The sequence below is a fragment of the Microbulbifer echini genome (assembly GCF_041447225.1).
GTDB classification, from domain to species: domain Bacteria; phylum Pseudomonadota; class Gammaproteobacteria; order Pseudomonadales; family Cellvibrionaceae; genus Microbulbifer; species Microbulbifer echini.
Genome location: NZ_JBGMEL010000015.1, coordinates 75260 through 95197, shown reverse-complemented (window position 1 = coordinate 95197; position 19938 = coordinate 75260). Strand labels below are relative to the sequence as shown.

General features: G+C 54.7%; 19 protein-coding genes. 18 read left to right on the top strand and 1 reads right to left on the bottom strand.

Annotated features, from left to right (window positions below):
- Window positions 1-280: 280 nt before the first annotated feature.
- From rpoB to tuf, 6 genes are all read left to right on the top strand, one after another.
- On the top strand, window positions 281-4354 hold the full coding sequence (gene rpoB / locus ACCI51_RS15040; RefSeq protein WP_299584096.1) for a DNA-directed RNA polymerase subunit beta: 4074 nt from the start codon (window positions 281-283) through the stop codon (window positions 4352-4354).
- 132 nt (window positions 4355-4486) lie between these two features.
- Complete coding sequence (rpoC, locus tag ACCI51_RS15035) at window positions 4487-8716, top strand: DNA-directed RNA polymerase subunit beta' (RefSeq protein ID WP_299584099.1); 4230 nt, start codon at window positions 4487-4489, stop codon at window positions 8714-8716.
- 251 nt (window positions 8717-8967) lie between these two features.
- A complete protein-coding gene (gene rpsL / locus ACCI51_RS15030; RefSeq protein WP_067150990.1) occupies window positions 8968-9342 on the top strand; it encodes a 30S ribosomal protein S12 in 375 nt (124 codons plus the stop codon).
- A gap of 110 nt (window positions 9343-9452) precedes the next feature.
- Entirely contained in the window at window positions 9453-9923 is a 471-nt protein-coding gene (gene rpsG / locus ACCI51_RS15025; RefSeq protein ID WP_299584102.1) for a 30S ribosomal protein S7, read from the top strand.
- Window positions 9924-10013: 90 nt separating this feature from the next.
- The gene (gene fusA / locus ACCI51_RS15020) at window positions 10014-12119 is read left to right on the top strand and encodes an elongation factor G (RefSeq protein ID WP_299584105.1); all 2106 of its coding nucleotides are present in this window, start codon (window positions 10014-10016) and stop codon (window positions 12117-12119) included.
- Between the two features lie 74 nt (window positions 12120-12193).
- Window positions 12194-13387 (top strand): elongation factor Tu, encoded by a 1194-nt coding sequence (gene tuf, locus ACCI51_RS15015; protein WP_299584081.1) that lies wholly within the window; start codon window positions 12194-12196, stop codon window positions 13385-13387.
- Between the two features lie 406 nt (window positions 13388-13793).
- Here tuf and ACCI51_RS15010 read toward each other — a convergent pair whose 3' ends face one another.
- A complete protein-coding gene (locus ACCI51_RS15010) occupies window positions 13794-14270 on the bottom strand; it encodes an aminoacyl-tRNA deacylase (RefSeq protein WP_299584108.1) in 477 nt (158 codons plus the stop codon).
- A 175-nt stretch (window positions 14271-14445) separates the two neighbouring features.
- On the opposite strand from ACCI51_RS15010, the gene rpsJ reads away from it, so the two are divergent.
- The 12 genes from rpsJ (at window position 14446) to rplN (ending at window position 19928) form a co-directional block, all read left to right on the top strand.
- Window positions 14446-14757, top strand: a complete 312-nt coding sequence (rpsJ, locus tag ACCI51_RS15005; protein ID WP_010133849.1) for a 30S ribosomal protein S10 — start codon at window positions 14446-14448, stop codon at window positions 14755-14757.
- Between the two features lie 109 nt (window positions 14758-14866).
- Window positions 14867-15502, top strand: coding sequence for a 50S ribosomal protein L3 (rplC, locus tag ACCI51_RS15000; RefSeq protein WP_299584111.1), 636 nt, complete (start codon window positions 14867-14869; stop codon window positions 15500-15502).
- Between the two features lie 18 nt (window positions 15503-15520).
- On the top strand, window positions 15521-16135 hold the full coding sequence (gene rplD, locus ACCI51_RS14995) for a 50S ribosomal protein L4 (RefSeq protein ID WP_371844308.1): 615 nt from the start codon (window positions 15521-15523) through the stop codon (window positions 16133-16135).
- A complete protein-coding gene (gene rplW / locus ACCI51_RS14990) occupies window positions 16132-16428 on the top strand; it encodes a 50S ribosomal protein L23 (protein WP_299584113.1) in 297 nt (98 codons plus the stop codon). The genes rplD and rplW overlap by 4 nt, the downstream gene beginning before the upstream one ends.
- Before the next feature lie 14 nt (window positions 16429-16442).
- Window positions 16443-17267, top strand: coding sequence for a 50S ribosomal protein L2 (gene rplB, locus ACCI51_RS14985; protein ID WP_299584115.1), 825 nt, complete (start codon window positions 16443-16445; stop codon window positions 17265-17267).
- 37 nt (window positions 17268-17304) lie between these two features.
- Complete coding sequence (gene rpsS / locus ACCI51_RS14980; RefSeq protein WP_299584118.1) at window positions 17305-17583, top strand: 30S ribosomal protein S19; 279 nt, start codon at window positions 17305-17307, stop codon at window positions 17581-17583.
- A gap of 15 nt (window positions 17584-17598) precedes the next feature.
- Window positions 17599-17931, top strand: a complete 333-nt coding sequence (gene rplV, locus ACCI51_RS14975; RefSeq protein WP_020411389.1) for a 50S ribosomal protein L22 — start codon at window positions 17599-17601, stop codon at window positions 17929-17931.
- A 19-nt stretch (window positions 17932-17950) separates the two neighbouring features.
- Window positions 17951-18631 (top strand): 30S ribosomal protein S3, encoded by a 681-nt coding sequence (rpsC, locus tag ACCI51_RS14970; RefSeq protein ID WP_299584121.1) that lies wholly within the window; start codon window positions 17951-17953, stop codon window positions 18629-18631.
- 11 nt (window positions 18632-18642) lie between these two features.
- Window positions 18643-19056, top strand: coding sequence for a 50S ribosomal protein L16 (gene rplP, locus ACCI51_RS14965; protein WP_299584124.1), 414 nt, complete (start codon window positions 18643-18645; stop codon window positions 19054-19056).
- The gene (rpmC, locus tag ACCI51_RS14960) at window positions 19056-19247 is read left to right on the top strand and encodes a 50S ribosomal protein L29 (protein WP_020411392.1); all 192 of its coding nucleotides are present in this window, start codon (window positions 19056-19058) and stop codon (window positions 19245-19247) included. Before rplP ends, rpmC begins: the two co-directional genes overlap by 1 nt.
- A 2-nt stretch (window positions 19248-19249) precedes the next feature.
- Entirely contained in the window at window positions 19250-19513 is a 264-nt protein-coding gene (gene rpsQ, locus ACCI51_RS14955; protein ID WP_299584127.1) for a 30S ribosomal protein S17, read from the top strand.
- A 46-nt stretch (window positions 19514-19559) separates the two neighbouring features.
- The gene (rplN, locus tag ACCI51_RS14950; protein WP_143729420.1) at window positions 19560-19928 is read left to right on the top strand and encodes a 50S ribosomal protein L14; all 369 of its coding nucleotides are present in this window, start codon (window positions 19560-19562) and stop codon (window positions 19926-19928) included.
- Window positions 19929-19938: the final 10 nt, after the last annotated feature.

Genomic DNA, 19938 nt, shown 5'->3' with positions numbered 1-19938 from the left:
TTCCCGCTATTGGTCGCCTAAAACGACATATAGCGGTAAGGCTGGTGGACTTTTGTCCGCCGGCCTTTTTGCCGTTTGCGGTACTGAGGTTTTAGCGGTGCCGGCGGGATAAAACCGTGGCAAACCTCATTTAACCATAGCGCAGTTGCGCTGCTCGAAAGCAAGCGGAGAGGTTTCTGAACAGGACAGCCAAGCTGTGTTGTTCAGAGGCTTCTCGCCCGGAGGGGCTCCCGAATGGAGTCCCACGAAGTCTTGTCACTGATCAAGCTGGGGAATTTGAATGGCTTACTCATATACTGAGAAAAAACGTATCCGCAAGGATTTTGGCAAACTGCCTAAGGTCATGGATGTGCCCTTCCTGCTTGCGATACAGCTGGATTCATATCGCAATTTTACACAGGCCGATAAGCGCCCCGACGACCGCTTGGACGTTGGCCTGCAGGCGGCGTTTAAATCTGTATTTCCGATTGTCAGCTATTCCGGCAATGCCGCCCTGGAGTACGTGAGCTATACGCTGGGTAAGCCCGCTTTCGATGTGAAAGAATGCACCCTGCGCGGCGTCACTTACGCCTGTCCGCTGCGCGTACGTGTGCGCCTGATTATTTACGATAAAGAATCTGCGAATAAGTCCATTAAGGACATTAAAGAGCAGGAAGTGTACATGGGCGAGATTCCGCTCATGACCGATAACGGTACCTTCGTCATTAATGGTACCGAGCGTGTAATCGTTTCCCAGCTGCACCGCTCCCCAGGTGTTTTCTTCGATCACGACAAAGGCAAGACCCACTCCTCCGGTAAGCTGTTGTACGCTGCGCGCGTAATCCCCTACCGTGGTTCCTGGTTGGACTTCGAATTCGATCCAAAAGACCTGGTCTTCGTGCGAATCGATCGCCGCCGCAAGCTGCCGGCCACCATTTTGTTGCGTGCTCTGGGTTACAGCTCCCAGGAAATGCTCGAAATGTTCTTCGAGACCAGTAACTTTGAGCTGCAGGAAGACAGTGTCAGCCTGGAGCTGATCCCCTCCCGCCTGCGCGGTGATGTCGCTTCCTTCGATATCAAAGACGGGCAGGGCAAGGTGATTGTGGAAGAGGGGCGTCGTATCACCCCGCGCCACATCCGCCAGCTGGAAAAAGCCGGTGTTGAAAAACTGGAAGCGCCCCTGGAGTACCTGTTTGGTCGTATCCTGGCTCAGGATATTATCGATGAGTCCACCGGTGAGATCGCGGTTGAGTGTAATACGGAAATTACCGCTGAGGTGGTTGCTCAGTTACGTGTACTGAACGTCAAGCACTTCGAGACCCTGTACACCAACGACCTGGACCGCGGACCGTTTATTTCCGATACCCTGCGCGCCGAACCTTCCCGCACTCAGCTGGAAGCGCTGGTTGAGATCTACCGTATGATGCGCCCGGGCGAGCCGCCCACCAAAGAGTCTGCAGAATCCCTGTTTGAAAACCTGTTCTTCACCGATGAGCGCTACGATCTGTCGGCCGTTGGCCGTATGAAGTTCAACCGTCGCCTCGGCCGCGAAGATGAAAAAGGTCAGGGTACTCTGAGCAAAGAAGATATCGTCGATGTACTGAAAACATTGATCGATATCCGCAATGGCCAAGGCATGGTCGATGACATCGACCACCTGGGTAACCGTCGCGTGCGCTCTGTGGGTGAAATGGCAGAAAACCAGTTCCGTGTCGGTCTGGTGCGTGTAGAGCGCGCTGTGAAAGAGCGCCTGTCCATGGCCGAGTCTGAAGGCCTGATGCCGCAGGATCTGATTAATGCCAAGCCGGTGGCCGCCGCAGTGAAGGAATTCTTCGGTTCCTCGCAGCTGTCCCAGTTTATGGATCAGAACAACCCGCTGTCGGAAGTGACTCATAAGCGTCGTGTTTCCGCACTGGGCCCGGGCGGTCTGACCCGTGAGCGCGCCGGCTTTGAAGTCCGTGACGTACACCCGACGCATTACGGTCGTGTTTGCCCGATTGAGACGCCGGAAGGACCGAACATCGGTCTGATTAACTCGCTGGCGACCTATGCCCGTGCCAACCACTACGGCTTCCTCGAGAGCGCCTACCGCAAAGTGGTTGACGGCAAGGTTACCGACGAAATCGAGTACTTATCTGCGATTAATGAAGCCAACTATGTTATCGCCCAGGCCTCCGCGGCGGTTGACGATAACGGCAACTTTGTCGATGACCTGGTGAGCGTGCGTCACCACAATGAATTCGCTTTGAAAAATCCGGGCGAAATCCAGTATATGGATGTCTCCGCCAAGCAGGTGGTATCTGTCGCCGCGGCAATGATTCCGTTCCTCGAGCACGACGATGCCAACCGCGCATTGATGGGCTCGAACATGCAGCGTCAGGCCGTGCCGACTCTGCGCGCTGAGAAGCCGCTGGTGGGTACTGGAATGGAGCGCACTGTAGCGCGCGACTCCGGCGTCTGTGTGGTGGCCAAGCGTGGTGGTGTAATTGAGCGTGTAGATTCCAGCCGGGTAGTGGTTCGTGTAGCGGACGCTGAAGTCGAAGCCGGTGATGCCGGTGTCGATATCTACAACCTGACTAAGTACATCCGCTCAAACCAGAATACCTGTATCAACCAGCGTCCGATCGTGAGTACCGGTGACCGCGTTGCCCGTGGCGATATTCTCGCCGACGGTCCTTCTGTAGACCTGGGCGAGTTGGCGCTGGGACAGAATATGCGCATCGCATTCATGCCCTGGAACGGTTACAACTTTGAGGATTCCATCCTTATTAGTGAACGCGTTGTACAGGAAGATCGCTTCACCACTATCCACATTCAGGAACTGACCTGTATTGCCCGCGACACCAAGTTGGGCAGTGAGGAAATTACTGCGGATATCCCCAACGTCGGTGAGTCTGCGCTGAACAAGCTGGATGAGTCCGGCATTGTGTACATCGGTGCCGAAGTCGGTGCTGGCGATATCCTCGTGGGTAAAGTCACTCCGAAAGGCGAAGCCCAACTGACCCCGGAAGAGAAACTGCTGCGTGCGATCTTTGGTGAAAAGGCGTCCGACGTAAAAGACACCTCCCTGCGTGCGCCAAGTGGCACCCGCGGTACCGTGATCGACGTGCAGGTGTTCACTCGCGACGGCCTGCAGAAAGACCAGCGCTCCATCGATATCGAGAAGGCGCAGCTCGATGAGGTTCGCAAGGACCTGAATGAGGAATACCGCATTGTTGAAGGTGCGACCTTCGAGCGTCTGCAACAAGCACTGCAGGGCCAGAAGGCTGCCGGCGGTAAGGGTATTGGAAAAGGCCAGGAGCTGAACGCTGAGGTACTCGCCGCTCTGCCCCGTGAAGACTGGTTCAAGCTGCGCATGGAAGACGAGAGTCTGAATGAGCAGCTGGAGAAGGCGGAAGCGCAGCTGAAAGAGCGCCGTAAACTGCTCGACGAAGCCTTCGAAGATAAGAAGAAGAAACTGGAGTCCGGTGATGACCTGGCTCCGGGCGTACTCAAAATCGTCAAGGTATACCTGGCGATCAAGCGTCGTATCCAACCGGGTGACAAAATGGCCGGTCGCCACGGTAACAAGGGTGTGATCTCTGTGATCAAGCCGGTTGAGGATATGCCATACGACCAAAACGGCGAGCCGGTAGATATCGTTCTGAACCCGCTGGGTGTTCCCTCGCGGATGAACGTTGGTCAGGTTCTGGAAATGCACTTGGGCATGGCCGCTAAGGGCCTTGGTGTAAAAATCGACAAGATGATCAAAGATCAGCAGGAAATCGCCAAGGTACGCGGCTTCCTGGAAGAGGTGTACAACTCCACTGGTGGCCGTAAAGAAGAGCTGGATACGTTCTCTGACGAGGAAGTGATGGCTATGGCGCACAACCTGCGTCGCGGTGTACCTATGGCGACCCCGGTGTTTGATGGCGCCGATGAAAGCGAGATCAAGCATTTGCTACGCCTCGCTGACATTCCAGATTCCGGCCAGATTACTCTGCACGACGGTCGTACCGGTGATGCTTTCGAGCGTCCGGTAACCGTGGGCTACATGTACATGCTGAAACTGAACCACCTGGTGGACGACAAAATGCACGCGCGTTCTACCGGTTCCTACAGCCTCGTTACTCAGCAGCCGCTGGGTGGTAAGGCGCAGTTCGGTGGTCAGCGCTTCGGGGAGATGGAAGTATGGGCGCTGGAAGCTTACGGCGCCGCCTACACCCTGCAGGAAATGCTCACGGTTAAATCTGACGACGTGGAAGGGCGGACCAAGATGTATAAAAACATCGTCGATTCCGACCACCGTATGGAGCCCGGCATGCCGGAGTCCTTCAACGTACTGGTCAAGGAAATCCGCTCTCTCGGCATGAACTTCGAGCTCGAACACGAGTAAGACCGATTGGTGCAGAAGCCTGTTCGCAGGTGAATTGAGACAAGCGCCGACACCCCTGAAAACACTAGGGTTGTCGGCCTGCCCGGCCCGGCGTAACGGCCGGGTTGACTACCCCCTAGTGGAGGAAAGGCCTTGAAAGATTTATTAAATCTGGTGAAGTCCCAGGAGCACCTGGAAGAGTTTGATGCGATTCGTATCGGTTTGGCTTCGCCGGACATGATCCGCTCCTGGTCCTACGGCGAAGTAAAGAAGCCGGAGACCATCAACTACCGTACCTTCAAGCCTGAACGTGAAGGCTTGTTCTGCGCCAAGATTTTTGGCCCGGTAAAAGATTACGAGTGCCTGTGCGGCAAGTACAAGCGCATGAAGCACCGCGGCATTATCTGTGAGAAGTGTGGCGTTGAAGTGACCAAGGCCAAGGTGCGTCGTGAGCGCATGGGGCACATCGAGCTGGCCAGCCCGGTTGCACACATCTGGTTCCTGAAGTCCCTGCCGTCCCGTATCGGCCTGCTGCTGGATATGACCCTGCGCGATATCGAGCGCGTGCTGTACTTCGAATCTTACGTAGTGACCGAGCCGGGCATGACCACCCTGGAGCGCGGACAGCTGCTCAACGATGAGCAGTACTTCGAAGCGATGGAAGAGTTCGCTGATGAGTTCGAAGCGAAAATGGGCGCCGAGGCGATCCAGGAGCTGATGAGCGACATCGAATTGCCCGCGGAAATCCAGCGCCTGCGCGAAGAGATTCCGGCCACCAACTCCGAAACCAAGATCAAGAAACTGTCCAAGCGCCTGAAGCTGCTGGAAGCCTTCTACAAGTCCGGCAACAACCCGGAGTGGATGGTAATGAAGGCCCTGCCGGTTCTGCCGCCGGATCTGCGTCCGCTGGTACCGCTGGATGGCGGCCGCTTCGCGACCTCCGATCTGAACGACCTCTACCGTCGCGTGATCAACCGTAACAACCGTCTGAAGCGTCTGCTCGAGCTGAACGCGCCGGACATTATCGTGCGCAACGAAAAGCGCATGCTGCAGGAATCTGTGGACGCACTGCTGGATAACGGTCGCCGTGGCCGCGCCATCACCGGCTCTAATAAGCGCCCACTGAAGTCCCTGGCAGACATGATCAAAGGTAAGCAGGGTCGATTCCGTCAGAACCTGCTGGGTAAGCGTGTGGACTACTCCGGTCGTTCCGTGATCGTAGTTGGCCCGACCCTGCGTCTGCACCAGTGTGGACTGCCCAAGAAAATGGCTCTGGAGCTGTTCAAGCCGTTTATCTTCGGCAAGCTCGAGACCCGTGGCCTGGCCACTACCATCAAAGCCGCCAAGAAAATGGTTGAGCGTGAGGAAGCGGTCGTTTGGGATATCCTCGATGAGGTGATCCGCGAGCACCCGGTATTGCTTAACCGTGCGCCGACCCTTCACCGTTTGGGTATTCAGGCGTTCGAGCCGGTGCTGATTGAAGGTAAGGCGATCCAGCTGCACCCGCTGGTATGTGCGGCCTATAACGCCGACTTCGACGGTGACCAAATGGCGGTACACGTGCCGCTGACCATTGAAGCGCAGCTGGAATCCCGCGCGCTGATGATGTCCACCAACAACATCCTGTCGCCTGCTAACGGTGAGCCGATCATCGTACCGTCCCAGGACGTGGTACTGGGTCTCTACTGGATGACCCGTGAGCGTGTGAATGATAAAGGCGAGGGCATGTCCTTCTCCGATATCAAGGAAGTGAGCCGCGCTTTCTACGCCAAGCAGGTGGGTCTACAGGCGAGAATCAAGGTGCGTATCCGCGAGATGATCGTGGGCGAAGATGGTGAGAAGCACGAGACGATCTCGATTCAAGACACTACCGTCGGTCGCGCGCTGCTGTGGAATATCGTACCGGATGGCCTGCCGTTCTCGCTGGTCAACCAACCGATGAAGAAGAAGTCCATCTCCCGTGTGCTGAATGAGTGTTACCGTAAGGTGGGCCTGAAGGCGACCGTAATCTTTGCCGACCAGCTGATGTACACCGGATTCGATTTCTCCACCAAGTCCGGCTCCTCGATCGGTGTGAACGACTTTGAGATTCCCGCAGAGAAGGCGGAATTGATCGATACCGCTGAGGCTGAAGTGAAGGAAATTGAAACCCAGTTTGCTTCCGGCCTGGTAACTCAGGGTGAGAAATACAACAAGGTTATCGACGTTTGGTCCCGTACCAACGATAAGGTAACCCAGGCGATGATGGCTGGTATCAAGAAAGAGGCGGTGATCGATCGCGAGGGTAATGAGACCAAGCAGGACTCCTTTAACTCTGTCTTCATGTATGCCGACTCCGGCGCACGGGGCTCCGAAGCGCAGATTCGTCAGCTCGCCGGTATGCGTGGTCTGATGGCCCGTCCAGATGGCTCCATTATCGAGAATGCCATTACGGCAAACTTCCGTGAAGGTTTGACCGTACAGCAGTACTTCATCTCGACCCACGGTGCTCGTAAAGGTCTGGCGGATACCGCACTGAAAACCGCAAACTCCGGTTACCTGACTCGCCGTCTGGTGGACGTTGCCCAGGACGTGGTAATTACCGAAGTGGATTGTGGCACCGATGATGGCCTGACCATGGCGCCGGTGATCGAGGGTGGTGATGTTATTGAGTCACTCGGTGACCGTATTCTCGGTCGTGTGGTGGCGCGCGATGTATTGAAGCCCGGCAGCGATGAAATCGCCGTTTCCGCCGGCACCATGATTGACGAGAAGTGGGTAGAGCGCATCGAAGCCATGGGTATCGATGAAGTTCTGGTTCGCTCCCCCATCAGCTGTGAAACCGCACACGGCATTTGTGCCCAGTGTTACGGTCGTGACCTGGCCCGTGGCCACCGCGCCAACTCCGGTGAGTCTGTCGGTGTTGTCGCCGCTCAGTCCATCGGTGAGCCGGGCACCCAGCTGACCATGCGTACCTTCCACATTGGTGGTGCAGCAAGTCGTGCTTCTGCAGCCGACAGTATTCAGATCAAACAGTCCGGTACCGTACGTCTGCACAACTTGAAGACTGTGAAGACTGAGGTTGGCACTCTGGTAGCGGTATCCCGCTCCGGGGAACTGGCTATTGCCGACAGCGCTGGCCGTGAACGTGAGCGTTACAAACTACCTTACGGTGCGGTAATCAGCGTTTATGACGGTGCTGAAGTAAACGGTGGCCAGGTTGTGGCTAAGTGGGACCCACACACCCACCCGATCATTACTGAGGTGGCCGGTTGGGTGAAGCTGTCCGGCATGGAAGACGGTCTCTCTATCCGCAAGCAGACCGATGAAATTACCGGCCTGTCCTCTATCGAAGTCATTGATCCGGCTGAGCGCCCGGCCGCGGGTAAAGACCTGCGCCCGGCGGTGACTCTGGTCGATGAAAACGGTGAAGAGCTGACTCTGGCTGATAGTAATGCGCCTGCGCACTACGCACTACCTCCGCGCGCGATTCTGAGCCTGGCCGATGGCAACAAGGTGAATGTGGGTGATGTTATCGCGCGTATTCCACAGGAATCTGGCGGCACCAAGGACATCACCGGTGGTCTGCCGCGTGTTGCCGACCTGTTCGAAGCGCGTAAGCCGAAAGAGCCTTCCATCCTGGCGGAAATCTCCGGTACCGTTTCCTTCGGTAAAGAGACCAAAGGCAAGGTTCGTCTGCAGATTACTCCGCGTGACGGCAAGCCGCTGGCCAACGGTAAGGACCACTACGAGGTTCTGATTCCGAAGCATCGCCAGCTGACCGTGTTCGAAGGTGAAACGGTAGAGAAGGGTGAGGTGATCTCCGATGGCCCGTCCAACCCGCACGACATCCTGCGCCTGAAAGGTGTTGAAGAGCTCGCTCGCTACATCACCAACGAAATCCAGGAAGTTTACCGTCTCCAGGGTGTAGGTATTAACGATAAGCACATCGAGACCATCGTGCGTCAGATGCTGCGTAAGGTTGAAATCACCGAAATGGGTGACTCCGGCTTCATTAAGGGCGACCAGGTTGAATACCAGCGCGTGATCGAAGAGAACGAGCAGCTGCGTGCAGAGAACAAGCAGCCCGCCCAGTTCGAGCGCCTGCTGCTGGGTATCACCAAAGCGTCTCTGGCCACCGAATCCTTCTTATCCGCGGCCTCCTTCCAGGAGACCACCCGTGTTCTGACGGAAGCGGCGGTCACCGGCAAGGAAGATAAGTTGCGCGGTCTGAAGGAAAACGTGGTGGTAGGCCGCCTGATTCCGGCCGGTACCGGCCTTGCCTACCACGCGGAGCGCAAACGCAAGCGCAGCCTGAAACTGGAGGAGAGCTTCGGTGAAGGTCCTTCCGCAGCAGAGGTAGAAGCGGCGCTGACTGAGGCACTTAAGTCCTCTGGCGAATAAGGTATACCTCCACTTCGCCACGAGGGTGGAGTGGAGGATGCCCAGGCACTTAGGTGCCAAAATGATATTGGCGACTGTCTGTGGTGTAAGCACGTACTTCCGTCGCCGATTGACTAGGCGGGTTGTCGCTTATAGAATGCGGCCCCCCGCTTATGTGGGGTGTTTCGTCCGACCTAAGGGTTGGCGCTACACACAGACGATAGGCCCTCACTTTTAGAGGTGGGGGCATTTTATTTTTGGAGTGATTTTTAATGGCAACGATCAACCAGTTGGTTCGTAAGCCGAGAAAACGCAAAGTCGAAAAAAGCGACGTTCCCGCTCTGCAGGCTAGCCCTCAGCGTCGTGGAGTTTGCACTCGTGTGTACACCACTACACCGAAAAAGCCGAACTCCGCACTGCGCAAGGTTTGCCGTGTGCGTTTGACCAACGGTTACGAAGTAACTTCGTACATCGGTGGTGAAGGCCACAATCTGCAAGAGCACAGCGTGGTGCTGATTCGCGGCGGTCGTGTAAAAGACCTGCCGGGTGTGCGCTACCACACTGTACGCGGTGCACTGGACTGTGCCGGCGTAAACGACCGCAAGCAGGGCCGTTCTAAGTACGGTGCCAAGCGTCCTAAAGGTTAATCGCCTTTAACGATTTGCGTTTCGGTTTCCAACCGGAGTAAGGCTGAGCTCGCCGGATTGTAAGGTTTTACGGCGGCGTCTCAGAATAACCCTGAAGAGAGGCAATACCCATGCCAAGAAGACGAGTAGTCGCTAAACGCGAAGTACTACCCGACCCCAAGTTCGGGAACGTCACCCTGGCCAAGTTCATGAACCACGTCATGATCAGCGGCAAGAAATCAGTAGCAGAGCGTATCGTATACGGTGCTCTCGATACTATTTCTGAAAAAATGAACAAAGACCCGATCGAAGTATTTGAAGAGTCTTTGGAAAATATCGCGCCTATGGTGGAAGTAAAGTCCCGCCGTGTTGGTGGTGCGACTTATCAGGTGCCTGTAGAAGTGCGTCCCTCGCGCCGTACGGCTCTGGCAATGCGTTGGCTGGTAGAGTTCTCCCGTAAGCGCGGTGAGAAGTCCATGGCCCAGCGCCTAGCCAATGAAATGATTGATGCAGCCCAGAACAAGGGCGGCGCGGTCAAGAAGCGTGAAGACGTACACCGTATGGCGGAAGCCAACAAGGCGTTCTCTCACTACCGCTTCTAAGTCTGATGATTACCAACATCGGAAATTAATACCGAAAGGCAGCACGGAAATTTCCAGGCTGCCTTTTGCCGTTATATCGAGGATACAACTGTGGCACGTAAAACGCCTATCACACGTTACCGCAATATCGGTATCGTCGCCCACGTAGACGCTGGTAAAACCACCACTACGGAACGCGTACTCTTCTACACCGGCTTGTCCCACAAAATTGGTGAGGTGCACGAAGGTGCCGCCACCATGGATTGGATGGAGCAGGAGCAAGAGCGCGGTATTACCATCACTTCCGCTGCAACCACCTGTTTCTGGTCTGGTATGCAGCAGCAGTTCGATCAGCACCGTGTAAACATCATTGACACTCCGGGACACGTTGACTTCACCATTGAAGTTGAGCGTTCCCTGCGTGTACTCGACGGCGCTGTTGTTGTGCTGTGTGGCTCCTCTGGTGTTCAGCCGCAAACTGAGACCGTTTGGCGCCAGGCGAACAAATACGAAGTACCGCGCATGGTATTCGTCAACAAAATGGACCGCGCCGGAGCAGACTTCCGTAGGGTTGTAAGCCAGCTGAAAGACCGTCTGAACGCGAACGCTGTCCCTCTGCAAATGACTATCGGTGCTGAGGACGAGTTTAAAGGCGTTGTCGACCTGGTGAAGATGAAGGCCATTCTGTGGAATGAAGCCGACCAGGGCATGACGTTCGAATACGCTGACATTCCCGCTGAGATGCAGGATGAGTGTGACGAGATGCGCGAGCACCTGCTGGAGGCTGCGGCCGAAGCCAGCGAAGAGTTGATGGAGAAGTACCTGGAAGAGGGTGAGCTGACTGAAGAAGAGGTCAAGGCAGCTATTCGTCAGCTTACTTTGGCCAACGAGATCGTACCGGTCCTGGGCGGCTCTGCGTTTAAGAACAAGGGTGTACAGGCTGTTCTGGACGCTGTAATTGAATACCTGCCGGCGCCGACTGAAGTTAAGGCGATCGAAGGTACTCTGGACGACGATGAAACTGTTGAGACTCGTGAGGCTGACGACAATGCTCCGTTCGCTGCACTGGCCTTCAAAATTGCCACTGACCCCTTCGTTGGTACTCTAACTTTCTTCCGCGTTTACTCCGGCAAGCTGGAGAGCGGCACTGCGGTGTACAACTCCGTAAAAATGAAGAAAGAGCGTGTTGGTCGTATGGTGCAGATGCACTCTAACGATCGCAAAGAGATTAAAGAGGTTCTGGCGGGCGACATCGCAGCTGCGATCGGTCTGAAAGATGTAACCACTGGTGACACTCTGTGTGCCGAAAACGCCAAGATCGTTCTCGAGCGCATGGAGTTTCCTGAGCCCGTAATTCACGTTGCTGTTGAGCCCAAGTCCAAGCCGGACCAGGAAAAAATGGGTATCGCATTGGGCAAATTGGCCCAGGAAGACCCGTCTTTTCGCGTGAAGACCGACGAAGAAACTGGCCAGACCATCATTGGTGGTATGGGTGAACTACACCTGGACATCATCGTTGACCGCATGCGTCGCGAGTTCAATGTTGAAGCGAACATCGGTAAGCCTCAGGTGGCCTACCGCGAGACCATTCGCAACACCTCTGAGATCGAAGGTAAGTTCGTTCGTCAGTCTGGTGGCCGTGGTCAGTACGGTCACGTATGGGTGAAGTTCGAGCCCGCAGAAGACGAGTCTCAGGAAGGTCTGGAATTCGTTAACGAAATTGTGGGCGGTGCGGTACCGAAGGAATATATTCCGGCGGTGCAGAAAGGTATCGAAGAGCAGATGAAGAACGGTGTTCTGGCTGGCTACCCGCTGCTGGGCCTGAAGGCGACTCTGTACGACGGTTCCTTCCACGATGTGGACTCCAACGAGATGGCGTTTAAAATCGCCGGCTCCATGGCGACCAAGAAACTGTCCAGTCATGGCGGCGCAGTGCTGCTCGAGCCGATGATGAAGGTGGAAGTGGTAACGCCAGAAGAGAACATGGGTGATGTGGTTGGCGACCTCAACCGTCGCCGTGGCCTCATCCAGGGTATGGAAGATAACCCCGCGGGTAAGGTTATTAACGCGGAAGTACCTTTGGCGGAGATGTTCGGTTATGCAACCGATCTTCGCTCTGCTACCCAGGGTCGTGCTACCTACACCATGGAGTTCCTGAAGTACGCCGAAGCGCCGAAAAATGTTGCCGATGAGATCGTGGCAAAGAACAAGGCCTAATTAACTTCTGCACAAAAGGGCTCCGGACGATGTTTGGAGTCCTTTGGCAAACTTTTAGCTAGAGGACATCGAAGATGGCAAAAGAAAAATTTGAACGTTCCAAGCCCCACGTGAATGTGGGCACCATCGGTCACGTTGACCACGGTAAAACCACTCTGACCGCTGCTCTGACCCGCGTATGTGCGGAAGTTTGGGGCGGTGACGCAGTTGCTTTCGACGGCATCGATAATGCCCCGGAAGAGCGTGAGCGCGGTATCACCATCGCTACCTCCCACGTTGAGTATGAGTCCCCGACTCGTCACTACGCGCACGTAGACTGCCCGGGACACGCCGACTACGTTAAGAATATGATCACCGGTGCTGCTCAGATGGACGGCGCTATCCTGGTATGTTCCGCAGCTGACGGCCCCATGCCGCAGACTCGTGAGCACATCCTGCTGTCTCGCCAGGTCGGTGTACCGTACATCGTGGTATTCCTGAACAAGGCGGACATGGTAGACGACGAAGAGCTGCTCGAGCTGGTAGAGATGGAAGTTCGTGAGCTTCTCGATCAGTACGAGTTCCCGGGTGACGACACTCCGATCATCGTTGGTTCTGCCCTGATGGCCCTGAACGGCGAAGATGACAACGAAATGGGTACCACCGCTGTTAAGAAGCTGGTTGAGACCCTGGACGAGTACATTCCGGAGCCTGAGCGCGCGGTAGACCTGCCGTTCCTGATGCCGATCGAAGACGTATTCTCCATCTCTGGCCGCGGTACCGTAGTAACCGGTCGTGTAGAGCGTGGCGTGATCAATACTGGCGACGAAGTTGAGATCGTTGGTATCAAGGACACCACCACTACTACCTGTACTGGTGTTGAGATGTTCCGCAAGCTGCTCGACGAAGGTCGTGCTGGTGAGAACATTGGTGCGCTGCTGCGTGGTACTAAGCGTGACGAAGTTGAGCGTGGTCAGGTTCTGGCTAAGCCGGGCTCCATCACCCCGCACACCAAGTTCGAAGCGGAAGTGTACATCCTGTCCAAGGACGAAGGTGGTCGTCACACCCCGTTCTTTAAAGGCTACCGTCCACAGTTCTACTTCCGTACCACCGATGTAACTGGTGCGTGTGAACTGCCTGAAGGTACTGAAATGGTAATGCCGGGCGACAACATTCAAATGGTTGTTACCCTGATCGCTCCGATCGCCATGGAAGACGGTCTGCGCTTCGCTATCCGCGAAGGTGGTCGTACCGTTGGTGCAGGCGTTGTTGCCAAGATCATTGAGTAATAACTACTCTTGATCTGGGAAAAACCGCAGCGGACGCGCTGCGGTTTTTTTTTGCCTTCCTGTTTCCAGTTGCCGTCTTCCCGCTTCAATTTTCTCGTTGAATGATTCTTTGTGACAGTCTCGTACCCTACTAGGAGTCCTAGAGTTTGGCTCCTCGGTTGTCGATGGTAAATTTTAAGTGATCAAGTGGGGGCTTCTAGCTTGTTGGTTCGGAGAGTGGCATATCAAATCGCACCCACAGTGGGGTTTGCAGGCCGAGTGGTGGCGGGTAAGGGGCGGTGGCCTAAGCGTAAGTAGGGGAGCCTGTTCAAGGGCGCGGTGTGCGAATGATGCACACCGCTGATCAGGGCTTGCGGGCTTTACAGTTCCGGGTTGTTATATCGGGTTGTTTTAACTTGGTTGTTGCTTATGGCCAGTCTTTACTAAGGTCGGCGCTGCGGCACCCCGCAAACAGTTTGTTGAATTGTGGTCCATTCATTTCAACCAATTCTTCGTGATCACCCGCTTCAAAAAAGATGGTTTCGCAGTGGCTCAGCCCGCTATCCAGTAAGGTTGTAATGCCGTAGGCCTGCCCAATCGGGGGGAGGGCACCCAATTCACAGTCCGGGAATACTGAGCCCAATTCATTCTCTGCGACCATCGTGAGACCGTTGCGGCCGGTTTCCATATGCACCGCGCGTAAATCAAGGCTGCTGCTGGCGGGAATCACCGCCATAACGAAGCCCTCTTTATCCCGCAGAAGAATGGCTTTGGCCAGCTGGTCCTCACGCACATGAGCTGCATGCGCGCTCTCCCGGCTAGTGCGGGTATGAGGGTGTTGGATAAGGTGGTAGTCGACCGATTGGTCGTTAAGGTATTGACTCAACCTGGCGGCAATAGTCATAGCGGTGCCCTCGTTTTACCTAAGGTACTTCATTGTAGTTTGCGCAGACTGAAATTTGATCAGGCTGTACAGTTGACAGCCTCTTGCACGCCTCGTAGAATTCGCGCTCCTTTTCGCCCGCCCTCGGGGCTGCGGAAAAGGACGTTCTTTAGTTCACAAGTTGGAGTTTGATTCCATGCAGGGTCAACGTATCCGAATTCGCCTGAAGGCGTTCGACCATAAATTGATCGACGCGTCTACCCAGGAGATCGTAGAGACGGCTAAGCGCACTGGCGCGCAAGTTCGCGGTCCAATCCCGCTGCCGACTCGCAAAGAGAAGTACACCGTACTGATTTCCCCGCACGTTAATAAAGACGCTCGCGACCAGTACGAGATCCGTACTCACAAGCGTTTGCTGGACATCGTTGAACCTACCGAAAAAACCGTCGACGCGCTGATGAAGCTTGATCTGGCGGCCGGTGTTGAGGTCCAAATTAGTCTCGGCTAACACTTTTACTAACTACCGAACCCCGGGCGAAAAAGGTCTGGGTAGTGTAACGCTCTGAAACTGGGCGGCCGCAGTGGGTTAAAGCCCCGTGCACTGAGAGGTTAATAAGATGACTATAGGTATTGTCGGCCGCAAGAGCGGCATGACTCGCGTCTTCACCGAAGATGGCGTGTCCATTCCGGTAACTGTTGTTGAGGTTACTCCGAATCGCGTCACCCAGGTGAAAACTGTGGAAACCGATGGCTATACCGCTGTTCAAGTAGCAGTGGGTAACCGTAAGGCTTCCCGTGTCTCCAAGCCCGAAGCGGGCCACTTCGCCAAAGCCAATGTAGAGGCTGGCACCAATCTTTTCGAACTGCGCACTGACGGTTCTGAAGAGACTTTCGAAATCGGTTCTGAAATCACTGTAAGCAGCTTCGAAGCTGGACAAATAATCGACGTAACCGGCACTTCCAAGGGTAAAGGCTTCCAGGGCGGCATTAAGCGCTGGAACTTCAGCATGCAAGACGCAACCCACGGCAACTCCCTGTCTCACCGCGCTCCCGGTTCTATCGGTCAGTGCCAGACTCCTGGCCGCGTATGGAAAGGCAAGAAGATGGCTGGACATATGGGTGCTGAGCGTGTGACCGTGCAGAACCTGGAAGTAGTTCGTGTCGATGTCGAGCGTAACCTATTGCTGGTTAAAGGCGCTGTACCCGGTGCTCCCGGTGGCAACGTTATCGTTCGTCCGGCAGTAAAAGCCTAAGTCTGAGGGGAATTAGATATGGAACTGAATATCGCTACTCCCGAAGGCGCTAAAGGCACAGTAGCTGTCTCTGAAGTGACTTTCGGACGTGAGTTCAACCAAGATCTGGTACACCAGGCCGTCGTCGCCTATATGGCTGGCGCTCGTCAGGGTACCAAGGCGCAGAAGAATCGTTCTGATGTTTCCGGTGGCGGTAAAAAGCCCTGGCGCCAAAAAGGTACTGGGCGTGCTCGTGCCGGTACTATTCGCAGCCCGCTGTGGCGCTCCGGTGGTGTAACGTTCGCCGCCGACCCGCGCGATCACAGCGTTAAGCTGAACAAAAAGATGTACCGCGCTGCGCTGCGTTGCATCCTGTCTGAGCTGGCTCGCCAAGAGCGACTGGTCGTGGTTGAGTCCTTCGATGTGGACGCTCCCAAAACCAAGCAACTGGTTAGCAAACTGGCTCAGTTTGACCTGTCCGACGCGCTGATCGTGACTGAAGAGGTTAGTGAAAACCTCTACCTTGCCTCACGCAACTTGCACAAGATCGATGTTCGCGATGTACAGGCGATCGATCCCGTAAGCTTGATTCGCTTTGATAAGGTCGTGGTTACCGTTTCTGCGCTCAAGAAAATTGAAGAGGTGCTGGGATGAACCAAGAGCGACTCTACAAAGTATTGCTGGGCCCGGTAATTTCCGAAAAAGCTGCAGGGCTGGCCGATAGCGCCAATCAAGTGGTTTTTAAGGTATCCACCGATGCTGAAAAAGCCGAGATCAAGGCTGCGGTTGAAAAGCTGTTTAACGTTTCCGTTGAACAGGTTCGCACCGTGAACGTAAAGGGCAAAACCAAGCGCACCCGCAACGGCATGGGCCGTCGCAGCGACTGGAAAAAAGCCTACGTTCGCCTGGCTGAAGGCAGCGACATCAACTTTGAAGCTGCTGAGTAAAGGGGACTGTTACAATGGCAATTGTAAAAACAAAACCGACCTCTGCCGGCCGTCGCCACCTAGTTAAGATTGTTAACTCCGATCTACATAAAGGTGCTCCTTACGCTCCATTGCTGGAGAGTAAAAGCAAAAGCGGTGGCCGTAACAACAATGGTCGTATCACTACCCGTCATATCGGTGGTGGTCACAAGCAGCACTATCGTGTAATCGACTTCAAGCGCAACAAAGACGGTATTCCGGCTAAAGTTGAGCGCCTTGAGTACGATCCGAACCGCAGCGCGCACATCGCTTTGGTTTGTTACGCCGATGGTGAGCGTCGTTACATTATTGCACCAAAGGGCCTAAAGGCTGGTGCCACCATTCAGTCCGGCGATGCCGCACCGATTGCTGTGGGCAACACCCTGCCTCTGCGTAATGTTCCGGTAGGTTCTGTAATTCACGGGATTGAGCTGAAGCCTGGTAAAGGTGCTCAGCTGGCTCGTTCTGCTGGTGCCTCTGTGCAGCTGGTAGCTCGCGAAGGTCAGTATGCGACCATTCGTCTGCGCTCTGGTGAAATGCGCAAGGTTCTCGCTGAATGTCGTGCGACCCTGGGTGAAGTAAGCAACTCCGAGCACAGCCTGCGTAAGCTGGGTAAAGCCGGTGCTGCTCGCTGGCGTGGTGTTCGTCCTACCGTTCGCGGTGTGGCGATGAACCCGGTAGATCACCCGCACGGTGGTGGTGAAGGCCGTACCTCTGGTGGCCGTCACCCGGTTACTCCGTGGGGCGTTCCGACCAAGGGTAAGAAAACGCGCAAGAACAAGCGCACCGATAAGATGATTGTACGTCGTCGCGGCAAGTAAGCCGCGCGATGTCTGAGCAGCTAGAGAGGAATCGACAGTGCCACGCTCATTAAAGAAAGGTCCCTTCATTGATCTGCACCTGATCAAGAAGGTGGAGGCGGCGATTCAAGCCAATGATCGTCGACCGATTAAAACCTGGTCCCGCCGTTCCATGATTATGCCGGAAATGGTTGGACTTACGATTGCCGTGCACAACGGTCGTCAACACGTGCCCGTTTTGGTTAACGAAGAAATGGTTGGCCATAAACTGGGCGAGTTCGCTGCCACCCGCACTTACCGCGGCCACGCTGCGGACAAGAAAGCGAAGAAGCGCTAAGCCGAGGTTATAAAGATGGAAGTAGCAGCAAAATTACGCGGCGCACGTCTATCGGCGCAAAAGGCGCGACTGGTAGCTGATCAAGTTCGCGGCAAAGGCGTTGAAGAAGCCCTGGATATTCTTGCTTTTAGCAATAAAAAGGGTGCAGCGATCGTCAAGAAAGTACTGGAGTCGGCCATTGCCAACGCCGAGCACAACGAAGGTGCTGACGTTGACGAGCTGAAGGTGTCCACAATTTTTGTGGACGAAGGTATGACCATGAAGCGCATTAAACCGCGTGCGAAAGGTCGTGCTGATCGCATTCTTAAGCGTACTTGTCACATCACTGTGAAAGTGGCCGAGAAATAAGAGAGCAGGCGAGAAAACCATGGGACAAAAAGTACATCCTACCGGCATTCGTCTGGGTATCGTTAAAAAGCATACCTCTGTTTGGTATGCCGGCAGCGACGAGTACGCAGACAAGCTGTACACGGATCTGAAAGTTCGCGAATTTATTCGCAAAAAACTGGCCCACGCTTCCGTGAGCCGTATCGAAATCGAACGTCCGGCGAATACCGCTCGTGTGACTATTCACACTGCGCGTCCGGGTATCGTGATCGGTAAAAAAGGTGAAGACGTAGAACGTTTGCGCAAAGAAGTTGGCGCGCAAATGGGCGTACCTGTGCACATCGATATCGAAGAAGTGCGCAAGCCTGATATGGACGCGGCTCTGGTTGGCCAGAACGTTGCCCAGCAGCTGGAACGCCGTGTTATGTTCCGTCGCGCTATGAAGCGTGCCGTGCAGAACGCTATGCGTCAGGGCGCCGAAGGTATCAAGATTCAGGTAAGTGGTCGTCTCGGTGGTGCGGAAATCGCACGTACCGAATGGTATCGCGAAGGTCGTGTGCCCTTGCACACCCTGCGTGCCAACATCGACTATGCCGCTGTTGAAGCAAAGACTACCTACGGCATCATCGGTATCAAGGTGTGGATCTTTAAAGGTGAAGTTATCGGTGACGAAGTGCCCGATGAAAAGCCGGTAAAGAGCCGCAAGAAAGCTTCTAAATAAGGGGTACGCAAATGCTGCAACCAAAGCGTACAAAATTCCGCAAGGTACAGAAAGGTCGCAACCGCGGTCTTTCTCAGCGCGGCTCTAAAGTGAGCTTTGGCGAGTTTGGCCTTAAGGCCACCGGTCGCGGTCGCATTACTGCGCGCCAGATCGAAGCGGCTCGTCGCGCAATGACTCGTCACGTTAAGCGTGGCGGTAAAATCTGGATTCGTGTGTTTCCGGACAAGCCAATTACCAATAAACCCCTCGAAGTTCGAATGGGTAAAGGTAAAGGTGGCGTTGAATACTGGGTAGCTCAGATCCAGCCGGGTAAAGTCCTCTATGAAATGGAGGGTGTGACCGAAGAGCTGGCTCGTGAGGCTTTCGCACTTGCTGCGGCCAAGCTACCTGTAAAGACAACTTTCGTTAAGCGTTCGGTGATGTAATGAAGACTGCAGATCTACGCGAAAAGTCAGTTGAAGAGCTGAACCAGGAACTGCTGAACCAGCTAGAAGCTCAATTTAAGCTTCGTATGCAAAAGTCCACCGGTCAGCTGGCTCAGACTCATCTGCTGAAGCAGACTCGTCGCGACATTGCTCGCATAAAGACTGTGTTGACCGAGAAGGCAGGTAATTAATCATGGCTGAAGCAAAACTGAAGCGTACTCTGACCGGAAAGGTTGTGAGTGACAAGATGGATAAAACCATCACCGTTTTGATCGAGCGCCGTGTTAAGCACCCGATCTACGGCAAAATTGTAAACAAGTCCACAAAGCTTAAGGCTCATGATGAGAACAATGATTGCAACATCGGTGATGTTGTAACTATTGAAGAATCTCGTCCGCTGTCCAAGAGCAAATCCTGGGCTTTACAGAAAATTGTAGAGCGTGCGGCGAAGGTATAAGCCCTAGCGCATTGACTGCCGAATTGAAAGGTTTCGGAGAGAGACAATGATTCAAGCGGAATCCTACTTAGAAGTAGCTGACAACAGTGGGGCTCGCCGCGTCATGTGCATCAAGGTGCTGGGCGGCTCCCATCGTCGTTATGCCGGCGTGGGCGACATTATCAAGGTAACCGTTAAGGAAGCCATTCCCCGCGGTAAAGTGAAGAAAGGTCAGGTAATGAACGCTGTTGTGGTTCGCACCAGAAAAGGTGTGCGTCGCGCGGATGGTTCACTGATTAAATTTGACGATAACGCAGCGGTGCTGCTGAACCAGCAACTGGCGCCGGTTGGCACCCGTATTTTTGGTCCGGTAACTCGCGAACTGCGCGGTGAGAAGTTCATGAAGATCATCTCCCTCGCCCCCGAAGTTATCTAGGCCTCGAGCG